The organism is Mucilaginibacter sp. (assembly GCF_028288105.1).
Lineage (GTDB): Bacteria > Bacteroidota > Bacteroidia > Sphingobacteriales > Sphingobacteriaceae > Mucilaginibacter.
Map to the genome: position 1 here is coordinate 1 of NZ_JAQBOI010000087.1, position 24,804 is coordinate 24,804.

Here is a 24,804-nt window from a genome sequence, read left to right on the forward strand (position 1 = left end):
ATATATAGTTTGTACCTGATCACTATCGCCTTATTTTTAGTGGCTTTTGATGCCCGTCGCCTATATAGATTGGTTGCATTACGTGAACCAACTCCCGCAAACAACTTTAAGTTGCAATTGCAAAAGGGCCTACCCGCTAACACCAGACTGGCGATCAAAACTGCTTTTATCTTCTTTTTTGTGGTGCTTTATGGTTATAAAACTTACGCGGCTTATCACTGGGATGTTTATCAGTTTCCGCGAACGGCCGGTTTGCCGGGTGCGGCAGGTTTATATGATGTAAGCAAATATCGAGTAAATAGTAAAGATATCCCTTATGATGAATACCACCCTAATCGCTGGCAGGATGTGGTTTTTGAGAAGTGGGGCACTATCAGTATCAAATCAAATGAGCCGGTTATCCCGGAGACATCAAATACCGAAGAAGTTTACAATACAGATAACCAACGTACCTATGAGTTTAACGGTACTGCCGGTCGTGTTTATTACAGTTATGTAGTAGATACAACCCAAAAGGTTTTGACCCTTACCAGCAGAAATACGAAGACTAAGGACAACCTTATTTTACATTATACCCGGCCGGATAGCTCAACCATTATCCTGAATGGAGTGCATGGTCAAAAAGATTCTATTTACGCCCAATTGACTAAGATCAACAAGAAATATCTGTTGAAGGAAGCTACCGTGGGTCGCACTAAGGCACTTAAATTATAGTATTTATCATTAACGGTAATTAAAATATTCAATATGTCGTCAACCATAACAGCAAGCCCTGTGGTAAATAACTTACAGGGCCAAATAGAAGATAGCCCGGCCGAAAATAAAAAAGCAAAACCTGCTTTACCGCCCTGGAAAAACTATCAGAAAGTACTTTTCAGGATAGCTTTTATATTTTTCCTGATCATTACCATACCCTTGAACGGAGAATGGTACAAGAATTTGTTTGGCCTGGACTGGTTTCATCTCCATTACCGCGACCTATACGATGTGGCAAGGTTTTCGCCAACGCTATACAAGTTTGATACGCCATCTTACAACCTGTTAGGTTATATCGATTGGTTAGAGGCACTGGCTATCGGTATAGTTGGTGGTGCTATCTGGACAGCTATCGACAGAAATAAAACCAAAGAATATAATAAGCTATATTACTGGCTTAGGGTAATAGTACGATATCGTGCCGGTATTGGGATCATCGGGTTTGGTTTCACAAAGTTGTTGCCAACGCAAATGCCATATCCATCTTTAGGCTTGTTAAACACCCATTTTGGCGATTTTACCGCTCAGAAAATCTATTGGCTTTCTGTGGGTATTGTGCCCTGGTACCAGGTTTTTGCCGGGGTAGTTGAATTGGCCGCCGGAGCTTTACTCTTCTTTAGAAAGACAACAACTTTAGGGGCAATATTGTTACTTGGCGCTTTAGGCGATATCACTTATGTAAACTTTGCTTACGACGGAGGGGTACACGTTTATGCATCCTATTTTGTGCTCTTTGCTGCGTTTCTGATCCTTTACGATGCAGTACCTATTTATAACCTGATTATTCGCGAACGTTTTACAGCACCCTTTACTTACTATCCCTCATTCGACCAAAAATGGCCAAAAATCGCCCGGATTGGTTTAAAAACCGCCAATATTGCGATCTTTTTGGTACTGTTATTCTATTTGCAATTCATTAACTGGAAATACGACCCATATAAGCAACCGGCTGTCAAAGGGGTGAGCGAATTGCGTGGGAATTACAAGGTAAGCGAATTCAAGATCAATGATAGGATTGTTCCTTATGCGCCGCTTGATTCCGTAAGGTGGAGAGATGTGACGTTTGAAAATTGGTCCACCTTAACCTATAATGTAAATAAACCTGTTAAACTCGACCTATCTAACGGCGGTGGGGCAGCCATGCGCGACATCAACAGAACGTTTGAGCTAACGGGTACAGGTGGCGGTAAACGAGTGTTTTATTATGATGCCGATACGGTTAACAAGGTACTTTACCTGCAGGATAAATATGTAGAAGCAAACAGAAGAAGAGGGAAAGGGGCCAAAAAGCCAGATCAAAAGGATTTGGTACAAGCCAGCTTTATACCGGCACAGGCATTGGCTAATATTGGTAACGAAGATAAAAAGATTGATAAGGCAGCCCTGTCTACACGCCGTACCCGCGGGATAGCTGAAGAACTAAAAGACAAACGTAAACGCAACAGGATGATACTTACCTATAATGCTAATGCCGATGGTTCGCACATTGTGCTTACCGGTAAGGACGAAAAGAAAAATGATGTTTACATTGTGCTTGACCGCATTAACCGCAAATACCTGCTTGCGGATAGTAAGCTGGTCGCGGGTAAATACTAACAGATTATATGAGTTTAGAAAAGCGGGATTTTGATGCGGTGATTGTTGGCTCGGGCCCAAATGGGCTTGCAGCGGCGATATTATTGCAACAGAATGGCCTGTCGGTTTTATTGCTGGAAGGGAAGGATAGCATAGGGGGAGGGTTGCGTACAGAAGCGTTAACACTTCCCGGATTTTTGCATGATGTGTGTTCGGCTGTTCATCCTATGGCTGCCGGTTCGCCTTACTTTCAAACATTACCCCTTCACCAGTATGGCCTTGAATATATTTACCCGGAGATCCCTGTGGCGCATCCGTTTGATGACGGTACCGCTGCCATATTAAAAAAATCAGTAGAAGAAACGGCTACCTTATTGGGCGAAGACCGGGACACTTACATCAAACTGTTAGCCCCTTTGGTAAAAAGTTGGCCATCTTTAGCACCCGATCTGTTGGGGCCGCTTTCTTTTCCAAAGCACCCGGTTGACCTGGCAAGGTTTGGTATAGATGCCATTACATCTTCCACATATCTGGCTAAACGGTTTAAAACGGAAGCGGCGAAAGGCTTATTCGCAGGGATGGCAGCACACAGTATTCAGCCGCTATCAAATGTGGCCACCTCGGCTATTGCTTTGGTGCTGATGGCAAACGGTCATCTAAAAGGCTGGCCGGTTCCCCGGGGGGGATCTGTAAATATTGCAAAAGCGCTGGCATCATATTTTACGGCTATTGGTGGTAAAATAGAAACCAATACTTACATCAGCTCGTTCGAACAGTTGCCATCGGCGCACGCGGTGTTATTTGACGTAACGCCGAAGCAATTACTGCTGATAGCGGGGCATAAACTTTCTTCTTTTTATAAATGGCAGTTGAAACGCTATCGCTACGGCATGGGCGTTTTTAAAGTAGACTGGGCACTTGATGATGCAATTCCGTTTAAGGCAGCCGAAGCCCGGGAGGCCGGAACCGTGCATATAGGTGGCACACTCCGGGAAATTGCCGCGGGCGAACAATTGATTGCCGACGGGGGCCACCCGGACAAACCCTTTGTTTTATTGGCTCAGCAGAGCCTTTTTGATCCTACCCGTGCCCCAACAGGAAAACATACGGCCTGGGCTTATTGCCATGTGCCTAACGGATCGATGAAGGATATGACCGGGATCATTGAAAGGCAGGTAGAACGTTTTGCTCCGGGTTTTCGCGAGCGTGTAATTGGCCGCCATACTTTTAATACGCAACAGCTCGAAAGCTATAATCCTAACTATATTGGCGGGGACATTAACGGCGGCATAATTGATATTGGCCAGTTGTTTACCCGTCCCGTATTACGCAGATCGCCTTACCGTACTTCTGCAAAAGGAATTTATATTTGTTCATCTTCTACACCACCGGGCGGTGGTGTGCACGGTATGTGCGGGTATCATTCGGCCAGGCGTGCCCTTAAAAATGTATTCAATATCCGTGTTAATTTATAAACTTATTTATCACTAAAAATAAAAACTATGTCATCATCCACCACTAAATTTACCCTGCACGAAGACTGGACAGTAGTAATTTTAGGTTCATTAATTATTGTACTGGCTATTGCCGGTTTGCTTATACCTGTGCCCGGGTTCGGGTGGGCAAATGGCGCCGAACTTACCTCGAAAGTATTAGGTGCCGAAAACCTGATCAAGATCCTGACCCAATTTGTATTTGTGTTGATCATTGGCGGGATAGGTGCATTAATAACCGGAAAATCTATCAGGAATTATGCCCTGGGTTTCCCTTTGGTTTATCTCATCACTGTTATTGCCTTGATTTTAGCAGGCAGCAGCCAGGCAAAGGCGCTAAATCTGGAGGCCGTGATATTTAGCCTGTTGTTAGGTTTAGTGATCAGTAACTTTTTTAAACTTCCCGAATGGCTTAAAAGCTCACTGTCTACCGAATTGTTTGTAAAAGTGGGCCTTGTTTTGTTGGGTACCTCGGTAATATTTTCGGATATCTTAAAGGCAGGCTCCCTGGGGTTGATCCAGGCGTTGCTGGTGGTAACTTCGGTATGGTACTTTGCTTTTTGGGTTTGTAAAAAACTAAAGGTTGATGATGAAATAGCTATGATGATCTCCAGTGCGGTATCTATCTGCGGTGTTTCTGCAGCTATTGCCACCGCGGGGGCAATTAAGGGGGATTCTAAAAAGCTATCCTATGTGATCTCTATGGTGCTTATCACGGCTATCCCCATGATGATCTTCATGCCAATCATTGCCAACCATTTTCATTTTTCGCAGGAGGTAACAGGCGCTTGGCTGGGTGGTAGTATTGATACTACAGGTGCTGTTGTAGCATCGGGAACATTGGTTGGCGAGGCCGCGCTAAAGATCAGTACCATCGTTAAATTCTCGCAGAACGTATTATTGGGACTTGCCGCTTTTGCTATTTCTATCTATTGGACCTATACAAAACATCCGGCAGCAACGGATAAAGATACCAAGCCCACGTTAGGAGTGATCTGGGAACGGTTCCCGAAATTTGTGTTAGGATTTATAGGTGCCTCTTTGTTGTTTTCTTTTGTGGTAGGCCCTTCAACAATCACCGCTGTTAAAGATAGTTTAAAAAGCCTGCAAGGGCTTTGGTTTGCATTAGCTTTCACCAGCATTGGCCTGGAAACCAATTTTGCCGATCTGTTTAATGAGAACAGCAAGAAGCCTTTGTACGCATTTTTAATAGCGCAAACCTTCAATATTTTCGTTACGCTGGGTATTGCCTGGATATTATTTTAATGTGATTCATGCAAGGGAAGTTAAGGATCAAAGCGGTTTATGTAGTGGTGCTGATTGGTGCCTTGCTCGCCATATTTTTAATTTTCAGATTATGGACCGGTAACGTTAAAGAGCCTGCAAGTTTTGGTTTTGGCAAAACCGCGACCGCATCAGAGATAGCGGCAGTTGATTTTGATATCAGGCCGGATGGGAAAGGTTTGCCGGCAGGCAGTGGTACAGCAGATACCGGCAGGCTGATATACATCGCTAAATGTGCCTCCTGCCACGGTGAAAATGGGAAAGAAGTAAAAGGCATAAAATTACCCGGCCCGCCACTGGTAACCGGAACGGCCAAAAGCAAGGCAAAAACCATTGGCAATTACTGGCCCTATGCAACAACTCTGTTCGATTACTTAAAAAGGACGATGCCTTATAATGCCCCGGGGTCGTTAACGGACAATGAGGTGTATAGCCTTACCGCTTATTTATTGAGCGCTAATAAAGTTATAAAGGAGAATGCTATAATAAACGCGCAAAGCCTGCCAAACGTGGTGATGCCCGCTAAAAAGCTATTTGTGATAGATGATCGTAAGGGAGGAAATGAGGTAAAATAAAAACCATGGAAGAACCAAACGAAGAGCCTGCAAAAAAAGGAAATAAGATAAGCCGTCGTAAACTACTGGGCGGGGCATTAGCCGCGGCTATTGTACCGGTGACAGCTTCCTTTGCAAAGTATGTACAAACCGGGGTTGAAGTTTCTGTTGATCCTACAAAGGTGCAGGGAGTCCCCCCGGGTACAGTTGGTAAACGCTCACCGTTTGAAAACCCTTTAAGGAAGCCATCTGATATATCTTCCAGGACTCCTTTACAGGATTTCTTTAGTACGATAACCCCGTCTGATCTGCATTTTGAAAGGCATCATGCAGGTATCCCAAATATTGATTCCGAAAAATATGAGCTGCTGATCCACGGGATGGTTAAGCGGCCTATGAAGTTTACCCTGGCCGATCTGAAACTATTCCCGTCCTTTACCCGCACCTGTTTCATAGAATGTGCCGGTAACTTTCGCACCGGGAAGGAAGAAATGACCCCGCAGGAGATTTTAGGGCTTACCAGCCAAAGTGAATGGACCGGCGTAATGTTATCCACTCTTTTGAGAGAGGTGGGCGTTGACCCAAAAGCAAAGTGGTTTTTAGCCGAAGGCGGCGACGCGGCATTGCTTACCCGCAGTATCCCCATAGAAAAGGGTTGGGACGATGCCATGATCGTGTACGGCCAAAACGGAGAGGCGATAAGGCCGGCACAGGGCTATCCTGCCCGCCTGCTGTTGCCCGGATGGGAGGGGAATACAAACGTAAAATGGATTAGAAGGATAGAAATATCAGATGAGCCATATATGACACGCGAGGAAACATCCAAATACACCTATCCCGTAAACGGCAAAATAAGGATGTTCAGTTTTGAAATGGATGCCCGTTCCATCATAACCTATCCATCGTTTCCGCAAAAGGTTGAGCGTGGCTGGATCGAGATCAGAGGGATTGCGTGGTCGGGCAGGGGAAAGATCGTTAAGGTAGAGGTGAGTACCGATGCAGGTAAATCCTGGAACGTAGCCAAATTACAGGAACCTGTATTAGAAAAGGCGCATACTTATTTCCGGTTCTTATGGCAATGGACAGGTGGAGAAACGGAAATATTAAGCCGTGCAGTAGACGAAACCGGTTATATACAGCCATCACTTAAACAGCTTATTGAAGCTCGTGGCGCAGATCTGGGCGGTTATCATATGAACCCGGTAACAGCATGGAGGATAAAACGCGACGGCTCGGTTTTATTTAAGCCGGAAAAGTATAAATAATGAAGAGTGTTTAACCGTAGCCTGTGATCATACTTAGCACATATCCAGTTTGGGTATCCGCTGTAAACCTAAAACATCTTGCCCAATGGTTGGTTCTTTTATAAAAGAGACGCAATGAAAGATTGGCAGGAAATTGATAACAAATTGCATAAGGTATTCAAGTTTAAGAATTTCTCTGAAGCTTTTTCCTTTATGACCAGGGTAGCTTTGTTGGCGGAATCTAACCAGCATCATCCAACCTGGAAAAATGAATGGAATAAGGTGGAAATCTGGTTATCAACTCATGATCAGGGAGGTATTGTTACCGACAAGGACAGGTTGCTGGCTAAGGCTATTGATAATTTGCTGCTTTGATATTGAATTAACAAAATGCCAGCCGTATAGGCTGCTGATCATTACCATCAGGGAAAGATGCTTATTGGCTATCATATAGCATCCTGATCAGGGTTCATTCAAAAGTCCATTCATATTATCGCTAAGCCTCAATTCAAAAAGAGATATAAATTTGGATTTTATTTTTATGTACTTATGTTTGTACATTACGTACTTTCAAGCTACCAATTATCCCGTTGTTTTAAATTTTAATACAATTCCTAATGAAAAAGTCCCTTATCTTATTTGTTTTGTGTCTTTCCATCTTTTACCGACCCGCGCACGGTCAGTCGATAAACAAGCAGTCTGTCGCCCGCGAAATATTAAATGATGCAAGACTTGATACTATACAAAAAAGGGCACTTACACTACTTACAGGATTTTCTGCAGGTACGTCGTATAACGAAGTTTGGATAAGGGACTTTAATACATTTATAAACGGCTCACTAAAAACCCACGACCCAAACACGGTTAAAGATGTTTTGCTTATGTTTTTTAAGATCCAGGGCAATGACGGAAACATTGTTGACGGCCTTGTTGATACGTCAAAAGCTCATGTCGGTTATGAATATCGTTATTCGAAATTACTGCCGGCCTGGGCAGCTCATAAAAACACGGTGGAAACTGACCAGGAATCATCACTTGTTCAGGCCGTGAAAAAATATATTGATGCGACCGGGGATAAGTCGATCCTGATGGAAGTAGTAGATGGTAAAACGGTTATGAGACGCATGGAAGATGCCATGCAGTATATTCTTGACGACCGCTGGTCTGAAAAATATCAACTCGTTAAAGGTGCGACTACCATCGATTGGGGAGATGTTCAGCCAGAATCTGGCTGGGGAGTGAAAATCAATAACAAAACAAAATGGGCGATTGATATTTACGATAACGCCATGTTCGCGATCGCTCTTCGTGATCTGATAGCAATGAAACCAACAGGTTATTCCTTTAGTAAGAATTGGTCGGCTGTTGCTGCCAGGCTTAAAACCAGCGTCAGATCACATTTGTGGTCGGCCAAAAGGCAGAAATACCTGCCTCATATTTATTTAGATGGAAGCCCCTTTAAACCGGACTTTGACGAAAATGAAATTCTTTATACAGGAGGATCTATCTGTGCGATCATAGCCGGGTTTAATACAGTAGCAGAGATCAGGCAAATTAACCGTCAAATGAATGACGCTGCTTCAAAAGAAAAGTTTGCTACTATCGGCATGACTGTTTATCCGCCATATCCGGCTGAACAGTTCCCGAATATGCATCCTTATAATTATCAGAACGCAGGCGATTGGACATGGTTTGGTGGCCGTATTGCTGAAGCCCTGCTTCCATATAACATGGAGACAGATGCCTACGAAGCACTTAAGCCAATGATAAAAAGAACCATTCTGCATAAAGGTTTCTTTGAATGGTACGATGTACAGAACGGTAAGCCAAAAGGCTCAGGTGATTTTAGAGGTGAAGCAGGTGTTCTGTATGATGCCATTACATTACTAAAAGACTGGGCAAATAAACAAGTGAAGAAGTAACTGCAGGTTAGCCGACTGGTTGGAAAAAAGCATAAAAAAAAACGGCGTACAGAATGTACGCCGTTAACTATCCAACATCAACGCAGTGTTTTGAAACCTTCGCGGATGTCATTAACCAGCAGTTCTGGTTGTTCCCAGGCAGCGAAGTGGCCGCCCTTGTTATGTTTTTTGTAATAGATCATGTTGGGATATGCTTTCTCTGCCCAGCTTTTGGGAGCTTGGTACAGCTCGTCAGGAAAAGCGCTGACAACAACCGGGATTTTGACACCGAATGGAGCTACAAAGGGATGTTTATTTTCCCAATAGAGACGGTAGCCGGAAACTGCCGTATTCGTCAACCAGCATAAGGTGATGTTATCAAGAACATCATCACGGGTGAGCCCTTCCGATCCCCCGGCAAATACACGGGAGATCAGCGCCAGACTAGGCTGGTCATGGTCAATGAACATAGTTGCAAGACCAACGGGTGAATCCGCCGTTGCGAGTAAGGTCTGCGGACGTGATCCCATAATGATTGCATAAGAAACATGCTTATAAGCAAAGACCAGCTGATCGTACGCCTGTTTCTCTTCAGCAGAGAGGTCATCTGGTGCGGGTGCCCCGCCGAATGCTGCATTGTTGATCTCAACAGGAACCGCGCAGGGGAAATTAGTGGCCATGCCAAGCAAACTTTCGGGCGACCGCGCAGCCATGACGTCTGTAATAAGCCCACCCCAATCTCCGCCTTGTGCTACAAATTTTTGGTACCCAAGCCGCTTCATCAACGTAACCCAGGCATCGGCAATGCGGTCAGGCCCCCAGCCGGTAGTACTTGGCTTTCCTGAAAATCCGTAACCAGGCATAGATGGGATCACAACATCAAAGGCATCTTCGGCCTTGCCACCATAGGCAGTAGGATCTGTGAGGGGACCAATGATCTTCATTTGTTCAATGATCGAACCGGGCCATCCATGTGTGACTATTAGGGGTAAAGCATTCGCATGTTTCGAACGAACGTGAATAAAATGAATGTCGAGCCCGTCAATTTCTGTTATAAACTGCGGCAAAGCATTTAATTTTGCTTCCACTTTACGCCAATCATACTCCGTAGCCCAATAATGCGCCAGTGCTTTCATTGTCGCGAGCGGGACACCCTGCGATTGATCATTGACGGGTTCTTTTTCTGGCCACCTTGTCGCTAAAATGCGGCGATTTAAATCATCGAGGTCAGCCTGCGGGAAGGTAAACTGGAAGGGGCGGATCGATTCGGCTGATCCTACCTCCTCTAAAGTTTCTGTGATAGTTTCCATTGTTTAAATTTTTAAATTGTTTCTGATATTTATTCTCCATGCAATTGTATTCAGTTACCAAATTGGTTGTACTAAGCGGTCTGTTCATATTTAGGCTATTTCCCAACCTATCCCCGTAGGGAACTAAAAGCTGCACGCATTTCATTAACAAACAGTTCTGGTTGTTCCCATGCGGGGAAGTGCCCTCCTTTGTCAAGTTTATTGTAATGAATGAGATTTGTATATGCTTTTTCTACCCAACTGCGCGGTGCCAGATAAAGCTCATCGGGAAAAGCGCTCACGGCAACCGGTATAGTGATGCCCTTTGGGCTAAAATAGGCCAGCTTATTCTCCCGGTAAAGGCGCGCGGCTGAAACAGCAGTATTTGTCAACCAAAAAAGCGTGATGTTATCGAGTATGTCGTCTCGTGTAAGGGATTCATTTTGCCCTGCGAAGGCGCGTGCGATAAGCGCTAAACCGCGGGTATCAAAGTCGATCAAAAATGCTGCCATACCAACCGGCGAATCTGCTAACGCGGCCAGTGCTTGCGGGCGCGATGCCATGTAGAAGGCGTAGTATACATGTTGGTATACAAATACCAATTGCTCATAGGCATATTTTTCCTCTTCAGATAAACCTGAAGGAGCCGGCATACCTGTAAATGCCGCCCCGTCAAGTTCAGGCGGAACCACCCCGGGCATGTTCGTATGGATCCCAATCAATTCCGGCGCTGCTTGTACAGCCATCTGCTCTGTGATAAGTGCTCCCCAATCTCCACCCTGGGCCACAAATTTATCGTAACCAAGGCGTTTCATCAGCACAACCCAGGCTTTCGCTATACGTTCCGGGCCCCAACCTGTCCTTGTTGGCTTTCCAGAAAATCCATACCCGGGCATCGACGGGATAACAACATCGAAGGCTTTTTCCGCCGTTCCCCCAAACGCTTCGGGATCGGCTAACGGACTGATGACTTTTATATAATGGGTTATAGAAGCCGGCCAGCCGGGAGTTATAATAATGGGAAGGGCATTTGGGCTTTTTGAACGTACATGTATGAAATGAATATCCAATCCGTCGATATTGGTAATGAATTGCGGGAGGGCGTTCATTTTCGCTTCTATTATACGCCAATTATAGCTTGTAGCCCAATAGTTGGCAAGTGCCTGCAATGTGGCCAGTGATGCACCTTGCGAAAAATCATCCACCGTTTCTTTTTCAGACCATCTTGTCGCTAAAATACGGCGGTTTAAATCATCGAGGTCAGCCTGCGGAAAGTTAATCCGGAAAGGGTGGATCAATTCTCCTGATCCTACTTCCTCTAAAGTTGCTGTGCTGGTTTCCATTGTCTGAATTTTTAAATTACTCCTTTGAGTTTATTTTGCATTCGAATTGTATTCAATTACCAAATTGATTGCTTGTACTAAGCCAGTTTGTACATAACCTTTTTCACGACTCATCATCGAAGTGATTTAAAACCTGCCCGCACATCCTCAACAAAAAGTTTAGGTTGTTCCCACGCCGCAAAGTGTCCACCTTTGTCGAGTTTGTTATAGTAAATGAGTTTGGGATATGCCTTCTCTGCCCAACTCCGCGGAGCTGTATATATCTCATCCGGAAAGGCACTCACGGCCACAGGGATGGTGACATGTTTCGGGGCAAAAAAGGCGAGTTTGTTTTCCCAGTAAAGGCGGGCCGAAGAAACGCCGGTCTTTGTCAGCCAGTAGAGCGTGATATTGTCGAGTATGTCGTCACGTGTAAGTCCTTCTTGCTTACCCGCAAATACGCGCGTGATGAGCTCGTAGCTCCGTGCATCGTGATCGAGTATCCAGGCGGCCAGTCCAATCGGTGAATCTTCGATCCCGTATAATGTTTGCGGGCGGTTCCCCATCTCCTGGGCATAAGCCAGGCCGTGTTTATAGAAGAAAGCGAGCTGGTCATAGGCACGCTGTTCATCGGTTGAGAGCCCGGCGGGGGGCGGGGTGCCGTTGAATGCGGCTTTGTCTATGTCCTCTGGAACGGCCCCAGCCATATTGGTGTGGATACCTATCAGTTCCGGTGGTGCCAGTACAGCCATTTCGTCTGTAATTAGTGCACCCCAATCACCACCCTGTGCCACAAATTTCGTATAGCCAAGGCGCTTCATCAGCACTATCCAGGCGCTCGCAATACGAGGGGCATCCCAACCGGTTTTGGTAGGTATTCCTGAAAATCCGTAGCCCGGGATTGACGGAATCACAACGTCGAAGGCATCTTCAACCTTCCCTCCATGAGCCGTAGGATCGGTTAGCGGGGCAATGATCTTGAGCTGCTCAATAATCGAACCGGGCCATCCATGAGTGACGATGATCGGCAAAGCGTTTTTGTGTTTCGAACGAACGTGAACGAAATGAATGTCAACGCCGTCGATGTTTGTTATAAACTGCGGCAGGGCCTTCAATTTCGCCTCGCATTTGCTCCAATCATACTCTGTCCCCCAGTAGTGCGCCAGTTGTTTCATCGTCTCCAGCTGTACGCCTTGCGTTGCATCGTTAACAACCTCGCGCCCGGGCCACTGTGTTGCTAAGACCCGGCGTTTAAGATCATCGAGTTTTTCTTTTGGAAAGGTCACATGAAAGGGGCGGATCGCTTCATTCGATGAGGCATTGCCAGAAGATCCGCTTTGCGCATTGGTTGATGTGCCTTGCATCATAAGAACACTTGCAACAATTGTACCTGCAAGGATTTTGTTGGTCTTTTTCATTGTTTTGACATGCTAATTTTTGAGTGATTTTAATTTTGCCAAACCATTTCCATGCCATGTGTAAGTAGCTATTTATAAGGTATTTGCATTGTTTAGACAATGGCCAAAACGTTTATATATCATAGAAATGTGGAGATTGACAACGAGATATCGTCATAACTAATAAAATAGATTGCTTGCAAAAAGAGACTATAGGGTTTTTTTAAATAAAAAATTTATAAATTTATTTTGATTTTAAGCTCTACAATGTCCTGTTAACCAGTGCAGTCTACACGCTAAAAAAGCCTTTTCCTTCAATTATTGTGACGATATGGAGATTAATTCTACTTTGAAGAAAAGGATAGTTTGCAGATTTTATTATAGAATGATGAGCCTGTTTAAAAGCAGATTCATTGCGCAGAACTCTGGCTAAGATTAAATCCGATACGGACCGTATTTAGACGTATAAAAATAGAAGAACACTATTTTTTTACAGGAGATTTAGATAGTGCGAATCTTTTTTTAGAACAAGCAAATCGGCTTTACAAAAAAATGCGCTAACCTAAAACTTCAGAATCAGACAAATATTCATTCTGCGCAAAATTACGGTGTTAAATATCCGGATGATGAAAGGAGGCATACGTATGAATACCAGGGTACTGATAGTTGAAGATCAATTTATTGAAGCCGATAACCTGAGGTCGATCCTGAGAAATGCAGGATACATAGTTTGTAAAATTGCGCGTTCAGTAAGTGAAGGATTGAAAATTATTGAAAATGAAAAACCGGATCTGGTATTGCTGGATATTCGTTTAAAAGGCGAGTTAACAGGGATCGATCTGGCTAAGATACTAAGAGACAAAAATATCGCCTTTGTATATTTATCGTCAAATTCAAACCGGCAAATCCTGGATACTGCCAAGGCAACCAAACCTTATGGCTTCCTGGTAAAACCCTTTCGCGAAAAAGATGTATTAGTGATGCTGGATATTGCCTGGTATTTACATCGTCAAAATCAGGAATCAATCACTCATTTAAGGCGTTCATTAGGCTCATTATCAGGTAATGACTTTAAAGAAATTATTGGAAGCAGCGAAAGTATGCGCGAAGTAATGGAGAATGTTAAAATAGTAGGCGCATCAGACATATCGGTTTTAATATTGGGGGAAAGTGGTACAGGGAAAGAACTTATAGCGCAAAGTATTCACAGGCTCTCGCCGCGAAAACAAAAGCCTTTTGTGGCAGTGAACTGTGCCACACTTCCAGCCAACCTGATAGAATCAGAGCTATTTGGTCACGAAAAGGGCGCTTTTACAGGTGCGACAGATAAAAGGATCGGGAAGTTTGAGCAGGCAAACGAAGGGACTGTTTTTTTGGATGAGATTGGCGAGCTGCCGCTGGAATTGCAGGTTAAATTGCTAAGGGTATTACAAGAAAAGGAAGTGGAACCTATTGGAGGCCGGACAAGAAAGGTTGATGCTCGTATTATTGCTGCCACTAACCGTAATTTGGAAGAGGAAATTTCAATGCGCAGGTTTAGGCTGGACCTTTATTATCGTTTAAATGTTTTCCCTATTATGTTACCCCCTTTACGTGAACGTAAAGAGGATATTGTTTCATTAGCTAACCACTTTGTGAATATTTATGCCCGTAAGGAAAATAAAGCGATCACCGGGGTGGCAGATCATGTAATACAAACCATGCTCAACTATGATTGGCCCGGTAATATAAGGGAGTTGGAAAACCTGATGGCAAGAAGTGTTTTACTTACCAATGGCCCAATTGTTAATTCATTGAAATTATCCGGCCAAAATAAAGGAATAGTAATAGGGGCACAAGCGCGTATTAAAACTATGACCGAAAACGAACGGGATTATATCTTGTTGGTACTTGAGGGATGCAAATGGAAAATACACGGACAGGGCGGGGCAGCAGAGCTATTGGATCTTCATCCATCGACACTGAACTCGCGGATGAAAAAATTGGGTATTGGAAAAAAGTACTCCAGAGACGACTATAAGTAATTTTCCTATATATTGAAACCCTATTGAACTGGCTTAACAATCACCGCGAAACCTCCAAATAATAGGAGGGAGAATGCTAAATTTGCGGCAATGACAGACCTGAACGAATATGAATGCGAAATGCTGGATACCATGCTGGAAGCCTTTGGCATTCCGGACAGCCTTACACGCAGGCAATTAATGAGCCTTTTTGACCAGGATGAAGCCTCGGCCTTTGCTATGGTACAGATACTGACCAGGGAGGGACTGATCGCAGAGTCAGGCAAACACGGCGATTATGAATTGCCGGAGAAACTCATCCTAAAGCCAAAGGGAGAAAAATTCCTTAAACAAGGCGGCTTTACCCGGCGCTACCAGTTAGAGCAGCAAAAACCAGTTGAAGTTGGCAGCACATTTGCCAAATTGCAGCAGCAGAATCTGCGCCTGCAAAATGTTAAGCTGGCTAATGAAACGGAAATAAACAATCTTAAGAAAGTAGTTAAGGATTTGCAAACCCGGCAATTTGTTTGGTGGGGGCTGATCGTTGTCGCATTGGTAATAGGATTTTTCATTGGTCTCGCTTCCAAAGGCTGAAACAACTATTCAAACCATTTCCCCGCGGACAAAGAAAAAAGCTTGGAAAATATTGAACAGTGCCTTATAATGTCTACTGGATATTAAAAAACCAATGCCACGGGGAGGGTTTTAAAACTTATGGCACCTTCTACTTCGCGGCGAATCAGCAACGAGATTGCACCCTATACCTTTAGCTCAATTTTTGATTCTAAGGAGCATTATGATTTGCGTTTGTTGAAAACAAATCAAAGATTTATCAAGGTCATTTACTGAATTTCTTTATTGCTTTTTCCACCCGTTGGCGTTTCGTATCCTTTTCAATATCATCCAGGCGGGACATTAGGGTTTTAACAAAAATACACTTGTTATCGTCATTGATCACTGGTATCGCGAGTTCTGCGTACATCGGCAGCTGGTTAGTCGGGCTGTTTAACAATTGTTCATTTAACAAGGGGAAAGCGTCGTTCGCATATGCTTTAAATGTGCAAAGACTTATTAAAATCTTGACCGCGTAATCCGTAGTGATAACAGAGCCGCTGTCCGCCGCCCTAACAATCTGGGGAAGCACCTCGTAAATAGCCTTTGGATTTTCCCTCACGATCGCATGAAGCGAAGTCATAGCGCCCCATTGCAGCCGATTATTTTTATGACTAAGCAGTTCTAAAAACGTTGACGCATAACTGGCAATTAATGCAGGTTTCCGTTCGCCAACCTCATATAACACCTTGATGCAATCATTTTGAATCGCAACGCTTTTATGTTGCAAGTTTTCGATAAGTTCCTGAATGGCGCTCTCATTGTTATCTTCGGCTATTTTCTTTGCCAGTTCCTGATTGGGCACCTCGTCCCGGCGCCCCAGCAAGGAGGCTAATTGTGCAATTATGTTCATTGGTTTTTCCGCTTTAGGATTCCCCTATGCTATTATTATCTCCACATTTTTTGCAAGTGTTTTAAACCTTACGCCGTCTGCCTGTGCTACTGTAATCGATACTTGCCCTGTCTTCCCGGTTTTTATATCTCTTACAACGCCGGATTTTCCAGCGTGCGTGCCGCCGGTAACGTTGCATGGAGCGCCGTCTGTTAATTTATCTGATACAGTTGTCATTTCGTCTTTTTTGTTATCAATATTAAACTATATTCTACTTTTTTACAAACAGCTACTTACTGCTCTTATATCCGCGTCAAACTTATGATATATCAACCGCAGTTATTATTATATTAGCAAAGGCTTTTATAAAAATAAATCAGCTACGAAGCCGCCTCTGCTTTGATGAAATATTTTAAGATCCTGTTTGGTTTAACATGGCTTTTCATAACGCCTCAACTGCATGCGCAAAGCATTAAAAACGATAGCGTAACCATTGCAGTAGCGCCCGAATATGATAAGGTAGGCAAGGTGCGCCGGTTATTTTTTGGCGAAAACTACCGCAAGCTTTGGGCGGTACCTGTTAAAATTAAGGTATTTCACCTGCAAACCGAAAAGGGTGGCTTAACTATTATTCAAAAAGGCGGCGGTATGCAAACCAAATCGCTCAGGCTGCGCGATCCATCCGGGCAGGAATGGGTGTTGCGGACGGTTCAAAAGTATGCCGAGCGGGTACTGCCGCCCAACCTGCGTAAAGGTGTTGCCAGGGATATACTGCAGGACCAGGTATCAACGGCAAATCCCTTTGCTGCCTTAACCGTGCCCCCGCTAGCCGACGCCCTGCATATTTTACACGTCAACCCCCAAATAGTTTATGTACCGGACGACCCGGCACTGGGTAAATACCGCAAAGATTTTGCAAACGATGTTTTTTTATTTGAGGAGCACGAACCCCTTGAATCTGACAAAACAGATAATACTACCAAGGTGCAAGAGAAACTGCGAAGCGATAACGACGTTCGGTTTGATGATAAAATAGTGCTGCGTGCCCGTCTGCTGGATATGATATTGGGCGATTGGGACAGGCACGACGACCAATGGCGCTGGGATAAAAATAAAACAGGCAAGAGCACACTATATACCCCCATCCCCCGCGACCGCGACCAGGTGTATTATAAAACCGGGGGCATTTTCCCCTGGATAGTTGCGCACCAATGGCTAAAAGCACGTTTTCAGCCTTACGGCAGTAAAATAAGGGATATTAAAGCCTGGAATTTAAGCGGGCAATATTTTGACAGATACTTTCTTAACCAACTTGGCGAAAGCGACTGGAAAGAGCAAATCGCTTACGTACAGGCCAACCTAACCGATAAAGTTATTGAAGACGCATTTAAACGGCTCCCGGGCGATATTTATAAATTATCCGCGCCTCAACTCATCAGTACGATGAAAGCCCGGCGGGATAACATAGCTACTGCAGCCATGGAATACTACCGTTTTTTGGCGCAAATTGTGGAGGTGCCCATGTCTGACAAACGCGAGCATTTCGATATCCGCCAGGAAGCTAACGGCAAGCTTAACGTTACTATAAACAAAGTTGCTAAAAGCGACAGCGTTGCACAGATCATCTACCACCGGGAGTTTGACCCAAATGACACCAAAGAAATAAGGCTTTATGGGTTTGACGGCAAAGATGTTTTTAATGTAGCAGGCGAAGGCAGATCTCCCATAAAAGTGCGCATGATAGGCGGTAGCGGTGTGGATACCTTCAAAGTAGCTGCATTGGTACATAACAAACCCAACCTTTACATTTACGACCGTTCGGATAAAACGAATATTGTGCCGGATAGGTCTGAAGCAAAATTACGCTTATCAACAGATACCGCTGTAAATAATTACGACAAAGAAAGTTACCGATTCGACCGCTTTGAGCCTATCATTCTGGGACAGTATAATAACGATTATGGAGTATCATTAGTAGGGGGATTTAGCTATGTTAAACATGGTTTCCGTAAAGAACCGCATGCTTACAAGCACGAACTTCTGGTAGACTATTCATTGGCCAGGAAGTCTTTTTTTATTACCTACATGGCCGACTACAGAGGCGCTATTGGCAATAATGACCTGAACATTAACATGGTATCGCGCGGGCCAAACAGTGTAAACAACTTTTTTGGCATGGGTAACGAAACACAGTTTGCAGACAAGGGAAATAAAGAGATTGAGTTTTACCGCAACCGTTACGATCTGGTAAATGTAGATGTACGCTTAGCTCATCAATACGGTAAACTGCGCATTAATACAGGTATTGCCGGGCAGTATTATATCAGTGCGCAGGATAACAATACGCTCAAGTTTTTAAATACCTATAACGCTGCAAACCCGCAGCAGAATGTTTTCTCGTCAAGGGTTTACGCGGGGTTGGTTGCCAGTGCCGATTACGATACACGTAACAATGCCAATAGCCCAAGCAAAGGGGTATTATGGCATACTACCCTAACCGGTTTACAACAATTAAGTAAAGGCGATAACCGCTTTGGGCAGCTGCTATCCGAGTTTATCTTTTTTATAAAACCAACAGGCAGTTCTGACTTTGTCATATCAAACAAAACCGGGGTGGGCACCACTGTCGGCAATGCTGCTTATTATCAGCAACTAAAACTGGGCGGCTTGCACAACTTACGCGGTTTTCATAGCTGGCGTTTTACCGGGCGTACCATGGCCTATAATAATCTTGATATCCGTTTAAAGTTATTTGATTTTAACTCTTACCTGTTTCCCGGTTCGGTAGGTATTACCGGCTTTAATGATGTTGGCCGCGTGTGGGTTCCAAACGAATCATCATCCAAATGGCATGACGGTTATGGTTACGGTGTTTATGTAATTCCTGCCGAATTAATTTTCATCCAATTCTCGCAAGGGTTCTCAACAGAGGGGCACATCAACTATATCTCTTTGGATTACCGGTTTTAACCTATTGAAGTAAGGGGGAGAGATGAAATTGAGCCTTTGAATAAGCGATTCTGCATTCATTAGTTCCAGTACTTTTTCGATTTTGATAATAATCAAAGTCTCTGAAAATATTGTAATGAGCTGATTTATAGACATAATTTCCTGTGTCTCCGTTAGCCACACAAGAATAAATCAGAAACAAACCACCTTTTTTCTGCAAAATCACACATTTTCTAATCCTTATAATCTAACCCGGCTATAAATATCACCCTAAAAGATGATTTTTTAGCAGTTACGCACACGGTAGCTTTGACGCCTGATAGGAAACTTATATCCAATCTTAAAAAATTGACTATTAAAACCTTACCGTCATCATACTTACCTTTATGAAAACAACTTTACTTTTATCACGCAATACGCTTTCGCAGGCCGCCTTTGCAATAAAATTATTAATCATTTCTTTTCTCCTGACCGGTTTTGGCAATTCGCTTTATGCAGGTATTAAGCCAACAGCAAGGCACGCATCAGGTTATAATACCAATATTGTTAAAAAGATCGACTCTGTTGGGGGTTATTTCATAAAAAGAGCATTGCCTAAATTTCCCCCGCTTACAATAAGTTATAACGGGCCGCAAACTTATACGGCCGGCGTAAATATTAAGCCACTATCACCTTCAAGTACCGGTGTTGGGGCCTTAGCGTATAATAATGTACCCGTAACAATTAGCAATGCCTTTGGCGGCCCACGTGGCCTGACACTGGATGCCGCCGGAAACATTTATGTGGCCGATTATTTCGGTGGTGTTGTTAAAAAATTCCCGGTTGGTGGCGGCGCGCCGGTTATCCTTGGTTCGGGATTTGCTCACCCTATGGCCGTTGCTGTTGATGTCGCAGGTAATGTATATGTGGCCGATATAAGTAACACCAACATCATGAAGATCCCCTTTGGAGGTGGCGTACCGGTTGTTGTGGCAACTGGCTTTAGCAACCCTTTTGGAATAGCCATTGACGCTACAGGTAATTTGTACGTTGCTGACTTTGGTAATAAAGCTGTGAAAATGATACCCGTGGGTGGCGTTCCGGTTATTATAAGCTCAGGGTTTACCAGCCTGTCTAGTGTGGCCGTTGATGCCGCAGGAAATGTATATGCGGGCGACAGCGGAACCCATGCCGTATATAAAATACCGGCTGATGGTAGTGCACGGGTAACTATAGGTACCGGGCCAAACGCACCAAATGCAATAACTGTTGATGGCGCAGGCAATGTTTATGTAGCCGACGGAACCAATAATGTGGTTAATAAATTTCCGGTTGGCGGTGGTGCACCAGTTCTTATAGGCTCGGGGCCCGGTATTATGACGGGTGTTGTCATAGACCCAACCGGCGTTTTATATGTTACTGATTATAGTAATAAAACATTACAGAAAATTACTCCGATTGGCGGCTATCATATTAACGTTGCTTTGCCCGCTGGTTTAAATTTTGATGAAGCTACGGGCACTATTAGTGGCGCAGCTACGAGCTCAAACCCTGCAACCGACTATGTCATAACTGCTTACAATACCTTGGGAAGCAATTCGGCAACAGTAAATATTAAAGTTAAAGCACTTGACATTAATTATGGCAGCCCCAAAACATACATTACTGCGACACCTATTGCCCCGTTAGCCCCGGTAAGTGCCGGTGTAGCTGCGGCAGGTTATACGATCAGCCCGGTAAGTATAGGATCAGGATTTAGCAGGCCGAGAAGCCTTGCTATTGATGCCGCAGGGAACATTTATGTAGCCGACTATCAAAGCAACACAATTAAAAAAATGCCTGCGGGCGGTGGCTTGCCGGTTATTATTGGCTCTGGCTTAAGCGGCCCATCGGGCGTAGCGGTAGATGCTGCCGGCAATGTATATGTTGCGGATTATTTAAGTAATTCGGTTAAAAAAATACCTGTTGGTGGTGGCGCCATGGTCAGTATTGGTTCGGGCTTTTTGCACCCCAATGGCGTGGCGGTAGATGGCGCCGGGAACATATTTGTGGTGGATAACGGAAACCACGCCATGAAACAAATACCGGCAAGCGGCGGCGCTGTGGTAAATTTAGGGACTTACACCAATCCACTTGCGGTTACAACTGATGCCAAGGGGAATGTATATTTTAGTGAAAAGTCTAATGGTGTAGTGTACAAAATACCTGCAGTGGGCGGCCCTGCAATTATTATTGCTTCGGGTTTTAGCAATCCTTTGGGTTTAACTGTTGATGTCGTAGGTAACTTATTTGTTGCCGATGGAGTCCTTACAACCTTACTTGAACTTCCTGCGCTTGGTAATACGCTTGTGCCAATCGGCTCCGGCTTTAATATCCCGGCCGGGGTAGCTATTGATGCCGGGGGGAATTTATATGTAGCAGATTATTTAAACAATGCCGTTAAAAAAATAAAACCAATTGGCGGATATTATATAAATGCATTGCCTGCGGGTTTTAATTTTGATAATTCAACCGGTATATTAAGCGGCACGCCGGCTTTAGTTAGCCCTGCAACAGATTATACGGTAACAGCCTATAACAGCTTTGGGAGTAATTCGGCAACGGTGAATGTTAAAGTTGATCTACTTCCTTTGCCGGTAATGGACTATACTAATGTGCCTCAATATGTAATTAATACACCTATTACCCCATTAGTGCCCCAAAGCACCGGGGTAGCCGCACCAGGGTATACTAATAGCCCTGTTAACTTAGGTTCGGGTTACAATAACCCTATTGGTATAGCGGCGGGAAGCAACGGTGAAGTTTATATTGCCGATGCAGGAAACAATTCAGTAAAAAGGGTATACGGCGGCAATGCTAATATATTTTCTATTGGTTCTGGCTTTAACTACCCAAGTGGCGTAGCTACTGACGCGGATGGCAATATATATGTCGCCGATCAACTCAATAACTCAATAAAAAGAATCTCTTATCAGAATGGTAGCACAACTCTAATCACCTCTGGTTTTAACAACCCATGTGGTGTGGCAATTGATGCGGCAGGTAATATTTATGTTGCCGACAAAGGCAATAATGCAGTAAAAAAAATCCCGTTTGGCGGAGGTGCTGCTATTACTATAGGTTCGGGTTTTAATCAACCATCGGGTGTTGCTGTTGATGCTGCAGGCAATGTGTATGTAGCCGATTATGGTAACAATGCAGTGAAGATGATACCTGTTGGCGGCGGAAACCCGTTGTCAATAGGTTCGGGCTTTAGCCAGCCAATGGGGGTAGCGGTTGACGGATCGGGGAATATTTATATAGCCAATACAGGAAATAATACAATTGAAAAAATGCCCGTCGGCGCAGGAGCGCCTGTGGTTATCTGCTCTGCAATTATTCATCCAACAAGTGTAGCGGTTGATTTAAAGGGTATTGTATATGCTACTGATGGTGGTAATAAAGTTAAAATAATAAGCCCGGTTGGAGGATTTTATGTTAGTCCGGCTCTACCAAAGGGCCTAAGCATTGATAATGCTACAGGCGCTATTACCGGTACCCCTTTAGTTGAAGATCCTGGATATCTTCGCACTATTACAAGTTTCAATAATACAGGTAGCGTTTCTAAATTTTTATTTTTGCATGTAAACCTTTTGCCACCTCCACTAATCAGTTACAGCAGCCCGCAATCATATGCAAACAATATTGCTATTACACCTTTAACCCCCATAAGCTCGAGCGTTTCAACTGCCGGGTATAGCAGCGCTACAACCAACATGGGGATTGGCCTGGCATTGCCGGTTGGGGTTGCAGTAGATGGAGCAGGGAATGTTTATGTGGCCGATAGCGGTACGGGGCTTGTAAAAAAGATACACAAAGTTGGCGGCGGAACAGTTAGTATAGGTTCGGGCTTTAATACGCCCAGTAGTGTAGCTGTTGACGGCGCTGCGAACGTTTACGTATCTGACAGCGGTAACAACAAGGTTTTCAAGATCCCTGCAGATGGTAGTGCAACGGTAACTATTGGTACAGGATTTAGTAGCCCATCAGGTGTGGCGGTAGACTCATTGGGAAATGTTTACGTGGCCGACAAGGGCAACCACGCTGTGAAAAAAATACCGGCAGGCGGGGGAGCAGTTACTACAATAGGGTCGGGGTTCACTAACCCGGCAAGCGTAGCTGCAGACACGTATGGTAACATTTACCTGGCTGATGCCAGCGATAATGTGATAAAAAAGATACCTGCAGGCGGCGGAAACGCTGTTATTGTAGCGTCTGGTTTCAGCCAGCCTATTGGTGTGTCGGTTGATGCTTCCGGCAATTTATTTGTATCAAATTTTACTAATAATACAGTAAACATGGTACCAGCCGGTGGCGGGGCCATGACTGTTGTTGGCTCTGGTTTTAACCACCCTTACAGTGTAGCTATCGATGCTTCAGGAACCGTTTACGTGGCTGACTACCTTAATAATATCGTGAAGAAAACCATCCCGGTTGGCGGGTTTTATGTAAAACCATCTTTACCGGCCGGTTTAATTTTTAATAGTAATACCGGTGTCATAAGCGGAACGCCAACGGCGGTAAGCAGTACATCTGATTATGAAGTAACAGGATACAATATTTATGGAACTGCTTTGGCTAAAGTAAATATAGTGGTTAACCTTTTGCCACCTCCGTCAGTTAGCTATAATACTCCCCAGGTTTATGTTACGGGTATAGCGATCACGCCATTAGCGCCAACAAGTGCCGGCATCGCAGCTCCTGCATTTAGTAATCTCCCGTATACATTAAACTCAGGTGGCAGCCCCATTGGTGTAACAACCGATGCAGCCGGAAACGTATACATAGCTGACCGGACTGCTAATGCCATCAAAAAAATACCTGTTAACGGTGGGCCGGTTATTACCCTGGCTTCAGGTTTTTTCGGCATAAACACTGTGGCTGTTGATGCCGCTGGTAATATTTACGCAGGCGATTACACTGCAACGTCTCTTAAAATGCTACCTGTTGGTGGTGGGGCACTGGTTGATGTTGGTTCGGGTTTCCTTAATCCAACCGGGATAACATTTGATGCAGTGGGAAACATATATGTAGCCGACCATAACCAAAATGCAGTATACAAGATTCCTGCAGGCGGCGGCCCTATGTTAACATTAGCTTTAGCGATAGGTAACCCATCAGCAATAGCAATTGACGCTACGGGTAATTTATATGTGACTTGCCCCTCAATTAATGCAGTAAAGAAAATACCCGCCAACGGCGGTCCGGTAGTTACGATAGGCTCTGGATTTAATCAGCCATATGGTGTTGCGGTTGATAATTTGGGCAATATATTCGTAGCAGATTTTAGCACTACAGTTAAAATGATTCCTTCAGGAGGTGGCGCTACTATAAGTGTTAGTTCGGGCTATACTCACCCAACCGGAATTGCATTGGATATTGCCGGCCATTTATACATAGCTGACATTATTGGTAATGTAAAACTGGTTAAGCGCGCGGGCGGCTATTATATAAACCCTGCATTGCCGGATGGTTTGGCTTTTGATAACAACACAGGCGTTATCAGCGGTACACCATTAATAGTTAGCCCGGCTAAAAATTATACAGCCATTGCCTATAACGGCAGCGGTGGTAC

At 44.3% G+C, this 24,804-nt stretch carries 16 protein-coding genes and 1 pseudogene; 12 read left to right on the forward strand and 5 right to left on the reverse strand.

The window, feature by feature from the left end:
* From JWQ85_RS06090 to JWQ85_RS06125, 8 genes and pseudogenes are all read left to right on the forward strand, one after another.
* Positions 1-714 (forward strand): annotated as a pseudogene (locus tag JWQ85_RS06090) (DoxX family protein); the annotation flags it as partial.
* A gap of 33 nt (positions 715-747) precedes the next feature.
* Complete coding sequence (locus tag JWQ85_RS06095; RefSeq protein ID WP_299465491.1) at positions 748-2,352, forward strand: hypothetical protein; 1,605 nt, start codon at positions 748-750, stop codon at positions 2,350-2,352.
* Positions 2,353-2,360: 8 nt separating this feature from the next.
* A complete protein-coding gene (locus tag JWQ85_RS06100; RefSeq protein WP_299465494.1) occupies positions 2,361-3,806 on the forward strand; it encodes an NAD(P)/FAD-dependent oxidoreductase in 1,446 nt (481 codons plus the stop codon).
* Positions 3,807-3,833: 27 nt separating this feature from the next.
* On the forward strand, positions 3,834-5,090 hold the full coding sequence (locus JWQ85_RS06105) for a putative sulfate exporter family transporter (protein WP_299465497.1): 1,257 nt from the start codon (positions 3,834-3,836) through the stop codon (positions 5,088-5,090).
* An 8-nt stretch (positions 5,091-5,098) separates the two neighbouring features.
* Positions 5,099-5,683 carry a cytochrome c gene (locus JWQ85_RS06110; RefSeq protein WP_299465499.1) on the forward strand — a complete coding sequence of 195 codons (585 nt, stop codon included), beginning with the start codon at positions 5,099-5,101 and terminating at the stop codon, positions 5,681-5,683.
* A 5-nt stretch (positions 5,684-5,688) separates the two neighbouring features.
* Positions 5,689-6,927 (forward strand): sulfite dehydrogenase, encoded by a 1,239-nt coding sequence (gene soxC / locus JWQ85_RS06115; RefSeq protein WP_299465502.1) that lies wholly within the window; start codon positions 5,689-5,691, stop codon positions 6,925-6,927.
* A gap of 114 nt (positions 6,928-7,041) precedes the next feature.
* Complete coding sequence (locus JWQ85_RS06120; protein ID WP_299465505.1) at positions 7,042-7,281, forward strand: 4a-hydroxytetrahydrobiopterin dehydratase; 240 nt, start codon at positions 7,042-7,044, stop codon at positions 7,279-7,281.
* Between the two features lie 242 nt (positions 7,282-7,523).
* Entirely contained in the window at positions 7,524-8,828 is a 1,305-nt protein-coding gene (locus JWQ85_RS06125) for a hypothetical protein (protein WP_299465508.1), read from the forward strand.
* 77 nt (positions 8,829-8,905) lie between these two features.
* On the opposite strand, the gene JWQ85_RS06130 is transcribed toward JWQ85_RS06125, so the two are convergent.
* The 3 genes from JWQ85_RS06130 to JWQ85_RS06140 all read right to left on the reverse strand — a co-directional run bounded on the left by JWQ85_RS06130 (position 8,906) and on the right by JWQ85_RS06140 (position 12,836).
* A complete protein-coding gene (locus JWQ85_RS06130) occupies positions 8,906-10,117 on the reverse strand; it encodes an epoxide hydrolase family protein (RefSeq protein ID WP_299465511.1) in 1,212 nt (403 codons plus the stop codon).
* Between the two features lie 107 nt (positions 10,118-10,224).
* Positions 10,225-11,439, reverse strand: coding sequence for an epoxide hydrolase family protein (locus JWQ85_RS06135; protein WP_299465514.1), 1,215 nt, complete (start codon positions 11,437-11,439; stop codon positions 10,225-10,227).
* Between the two features lie 113 nt (positions 11,440-11,552).
* The gene (locus tag JWQ85_RS06140; RefSeq protein ID WP_299465517.1) at positions 11,553-12,836 is read right to left on the reverse strand and encodes an epoxide hydrolase family protein; all 1,284 of its coding nucleotides are present in this window, start codon (positions 12,834-12,836) and stop codon (positions 11,553-11,555) included.
* A gap of 602 nt (positions 12,837-13,438) precedes the next feature.
* On the opposite strand from JWQ85_RS06140, the gene JWQ85_RS06145 reads away from it, so the two are divergent.
* Both JWQ85_RS06145 and JWQ85_RS06150 read left to right on the forward strand, forming a co-directional pair.
* A complete protein-coding gene (locus JWQ85_RS06145) occupies positions 13,439-14,839 on the forward strand; it encodes a sigma-54 dependent transcriptional regulator (protein WP_299465519.1) in 1,401 nt (466 codons plus the stop codon).
* A gap of 90 nt (positions 14,840-14,929) precedes the next feature.
* Complete coding sequence (locus JWQ85_RS06150; protein WP_299465522.1) at positions 14,930-15,412, forward strand: hypothetical protein; 483 nt, start codon at positions 14,930-14,932, stop codon at positions 15,410-15,412.
* Between the two features lie 244 nt (positions 15,413-15,656).
* On the opposite strand, the gene JWQ85_RS06155 is transcribed toward JWQ85_RS06150, so the two are convergent.
* Positions 15,657-16,283, reverse strand: a complete 627-nt coding sequence (locus JWQ85_RS06155) for a hypothetical protein (protein WP_299465525.1) — start codon at positions 16,281-16,283, stop codon at positions 15,657-15,659.
* Between the two features lie 24 nt (positions 16,284-16,307).
* A complete protein-coding gene (locus tag JWQ85_RS06160; protein ID WP_299465528.1) occupies positions 16,308-16,499 on the reverse strand; it encodes an RNA-binding protein in 192 nt (63 codons plus the stop codon).
* A 165-nt stretch (positions 16,500-16,664) separates the two neighbouring features.
* On the opposite strand from JWQ85_RS06160, the gene JWQ85_RS06165 reads away from it, so the two are divergent.
* Together JWQ85_RS06165 and JWQ85_RS06170 are read left to right on the forward strand one after the other, a co-directional pair.
* Positions 16,665-19,232, forward strand: a complete 2,568-nt coding sequence (locus tag JWQ85_RS06165) for a BamA/TamA family outer membrane protein (protein ID WP_299465531.1) — start codon at positions 16,665-16,667, stop codon at positions 19,230-19,232.
* A 365-nt stretch (positions 19,233-19,597) separates the two neighbouring features.
* A partial coding sequence (locus JWQ85_RS06170; protein WP_299465534.1) for an NHL repeat-containing protein occupies positions 19,598-24,804 on the forward strand: 5,207 nt, incomplete at its 3' end.

Excerpts from the sequence above, each read along its gene's own strand:
- JWQ85_RS06100 (WP_299465494.1), top strand. The coding sequence starts at position 2,361 with ATGAGTTTAGAAAAGCGGGATTTTGATGCGGTGATTGTTGGCTCGGGC.
- JWQ85_RS06165 (WP_299465531.1), top strand. The coding sequence starts at position 16,665 with ATGAAATATTTTAAGATCCTGTTTGGTTTAACATGGCTTTTCATAACG.
- JWQ85_RS06110 (WP_299465499.1), top strand. The coding sequence starts at position 5,099 with ATGCAAGGGAAGTTAAGGATCAAAGCGGTTTATGTAGTGGTGCTGATT.
- JWQ85_RS06155 (WP_299465525.1), bottom strand. The coding sequence starts at position 16,283 with ATGAACATAATTGCACAATTAGCCTCCTTGCTGGGGCGCCGGGACGAG.
- JWQ85_RS06160 (WP_299465528.1), bottom strand. The coding sequence starts at position 16,499 with ATGACAACTGTATCAGATAAATTAACAGACGGCGCTCCATGCAACGTT.
- JWQ85_RS06125 (WP_299465508.1), top strand. The coding sequence starts at position 7,524 with ATGAAAAAGTCCCTTATCTTATTTGTTTTGTGTCTTTCCATCTTTTAC.
- JWQ85_RS06135 (WP_299465514.1), bottom strand. The coding sequence starts at position 11,439 with ATGGAAACCAGCACAGCAACTTTAGAGGAAGTAGGATCAGGAGAATTG.
- JWQ85_RS06130 (WP_299465511.1), bottom strand. The coding sequence starts at position 10,117 with ATGGAAACTATCACAGAAACTTTAGAGGAGGTAGGATCAGCCGAATCG.
- JWQ85_RS06140 (WP_299465517.1), bottom strand. The coding sequence starts at position 12,836 with ATGAAAAAGACCAACAAAATCCTTGCAGGTACAATTGTTGCAAGTGTT.
- JWQ85_RS06105 (WP_299465497.1), top strand. The coding sequence starts at position 3,834 with ATGTCATCATCCACCACTAAATTTACCCTGCACGAAGACTGGACAGTA.
- JWQ85_RS06150 (WP_299465522.1), top strand. The coding sequence starts at position 14,930 with ATGACAGACCTGAACGAATATGAATGCGAAATGCTGGATACCATGCTG.
- JWQ85_RS06095 (WP_299465491.1), top strand. The coding sequence starts at position 748 with ATGTCGTCAACCATAACAGCAAGCCCTGTGGTAAATAACTTACAGGGC.
- soxC (WP_299465502.1), top strand. The coding sequence starts at position 5,689 with ATGGAAGAACCAAACGAAGAGCCTGCAAAAAAAGGAAATAAGATAAGC.
- JWQ85_RS06120 (WP_299465505.1), top strand. The coding sequence starts at position 7,042 with ATGAAAGATTGGCAGGAAATTGATAACAAATTGCATAAGGTATTCAAG.
- JWQ85_RS06145 (WP_299465519.1), top strand. The coding sequence starts at position 13,439 with ATGATGAAAGGAGGCATACGTATGAATACCAGGGTACTGATAGTTGAA.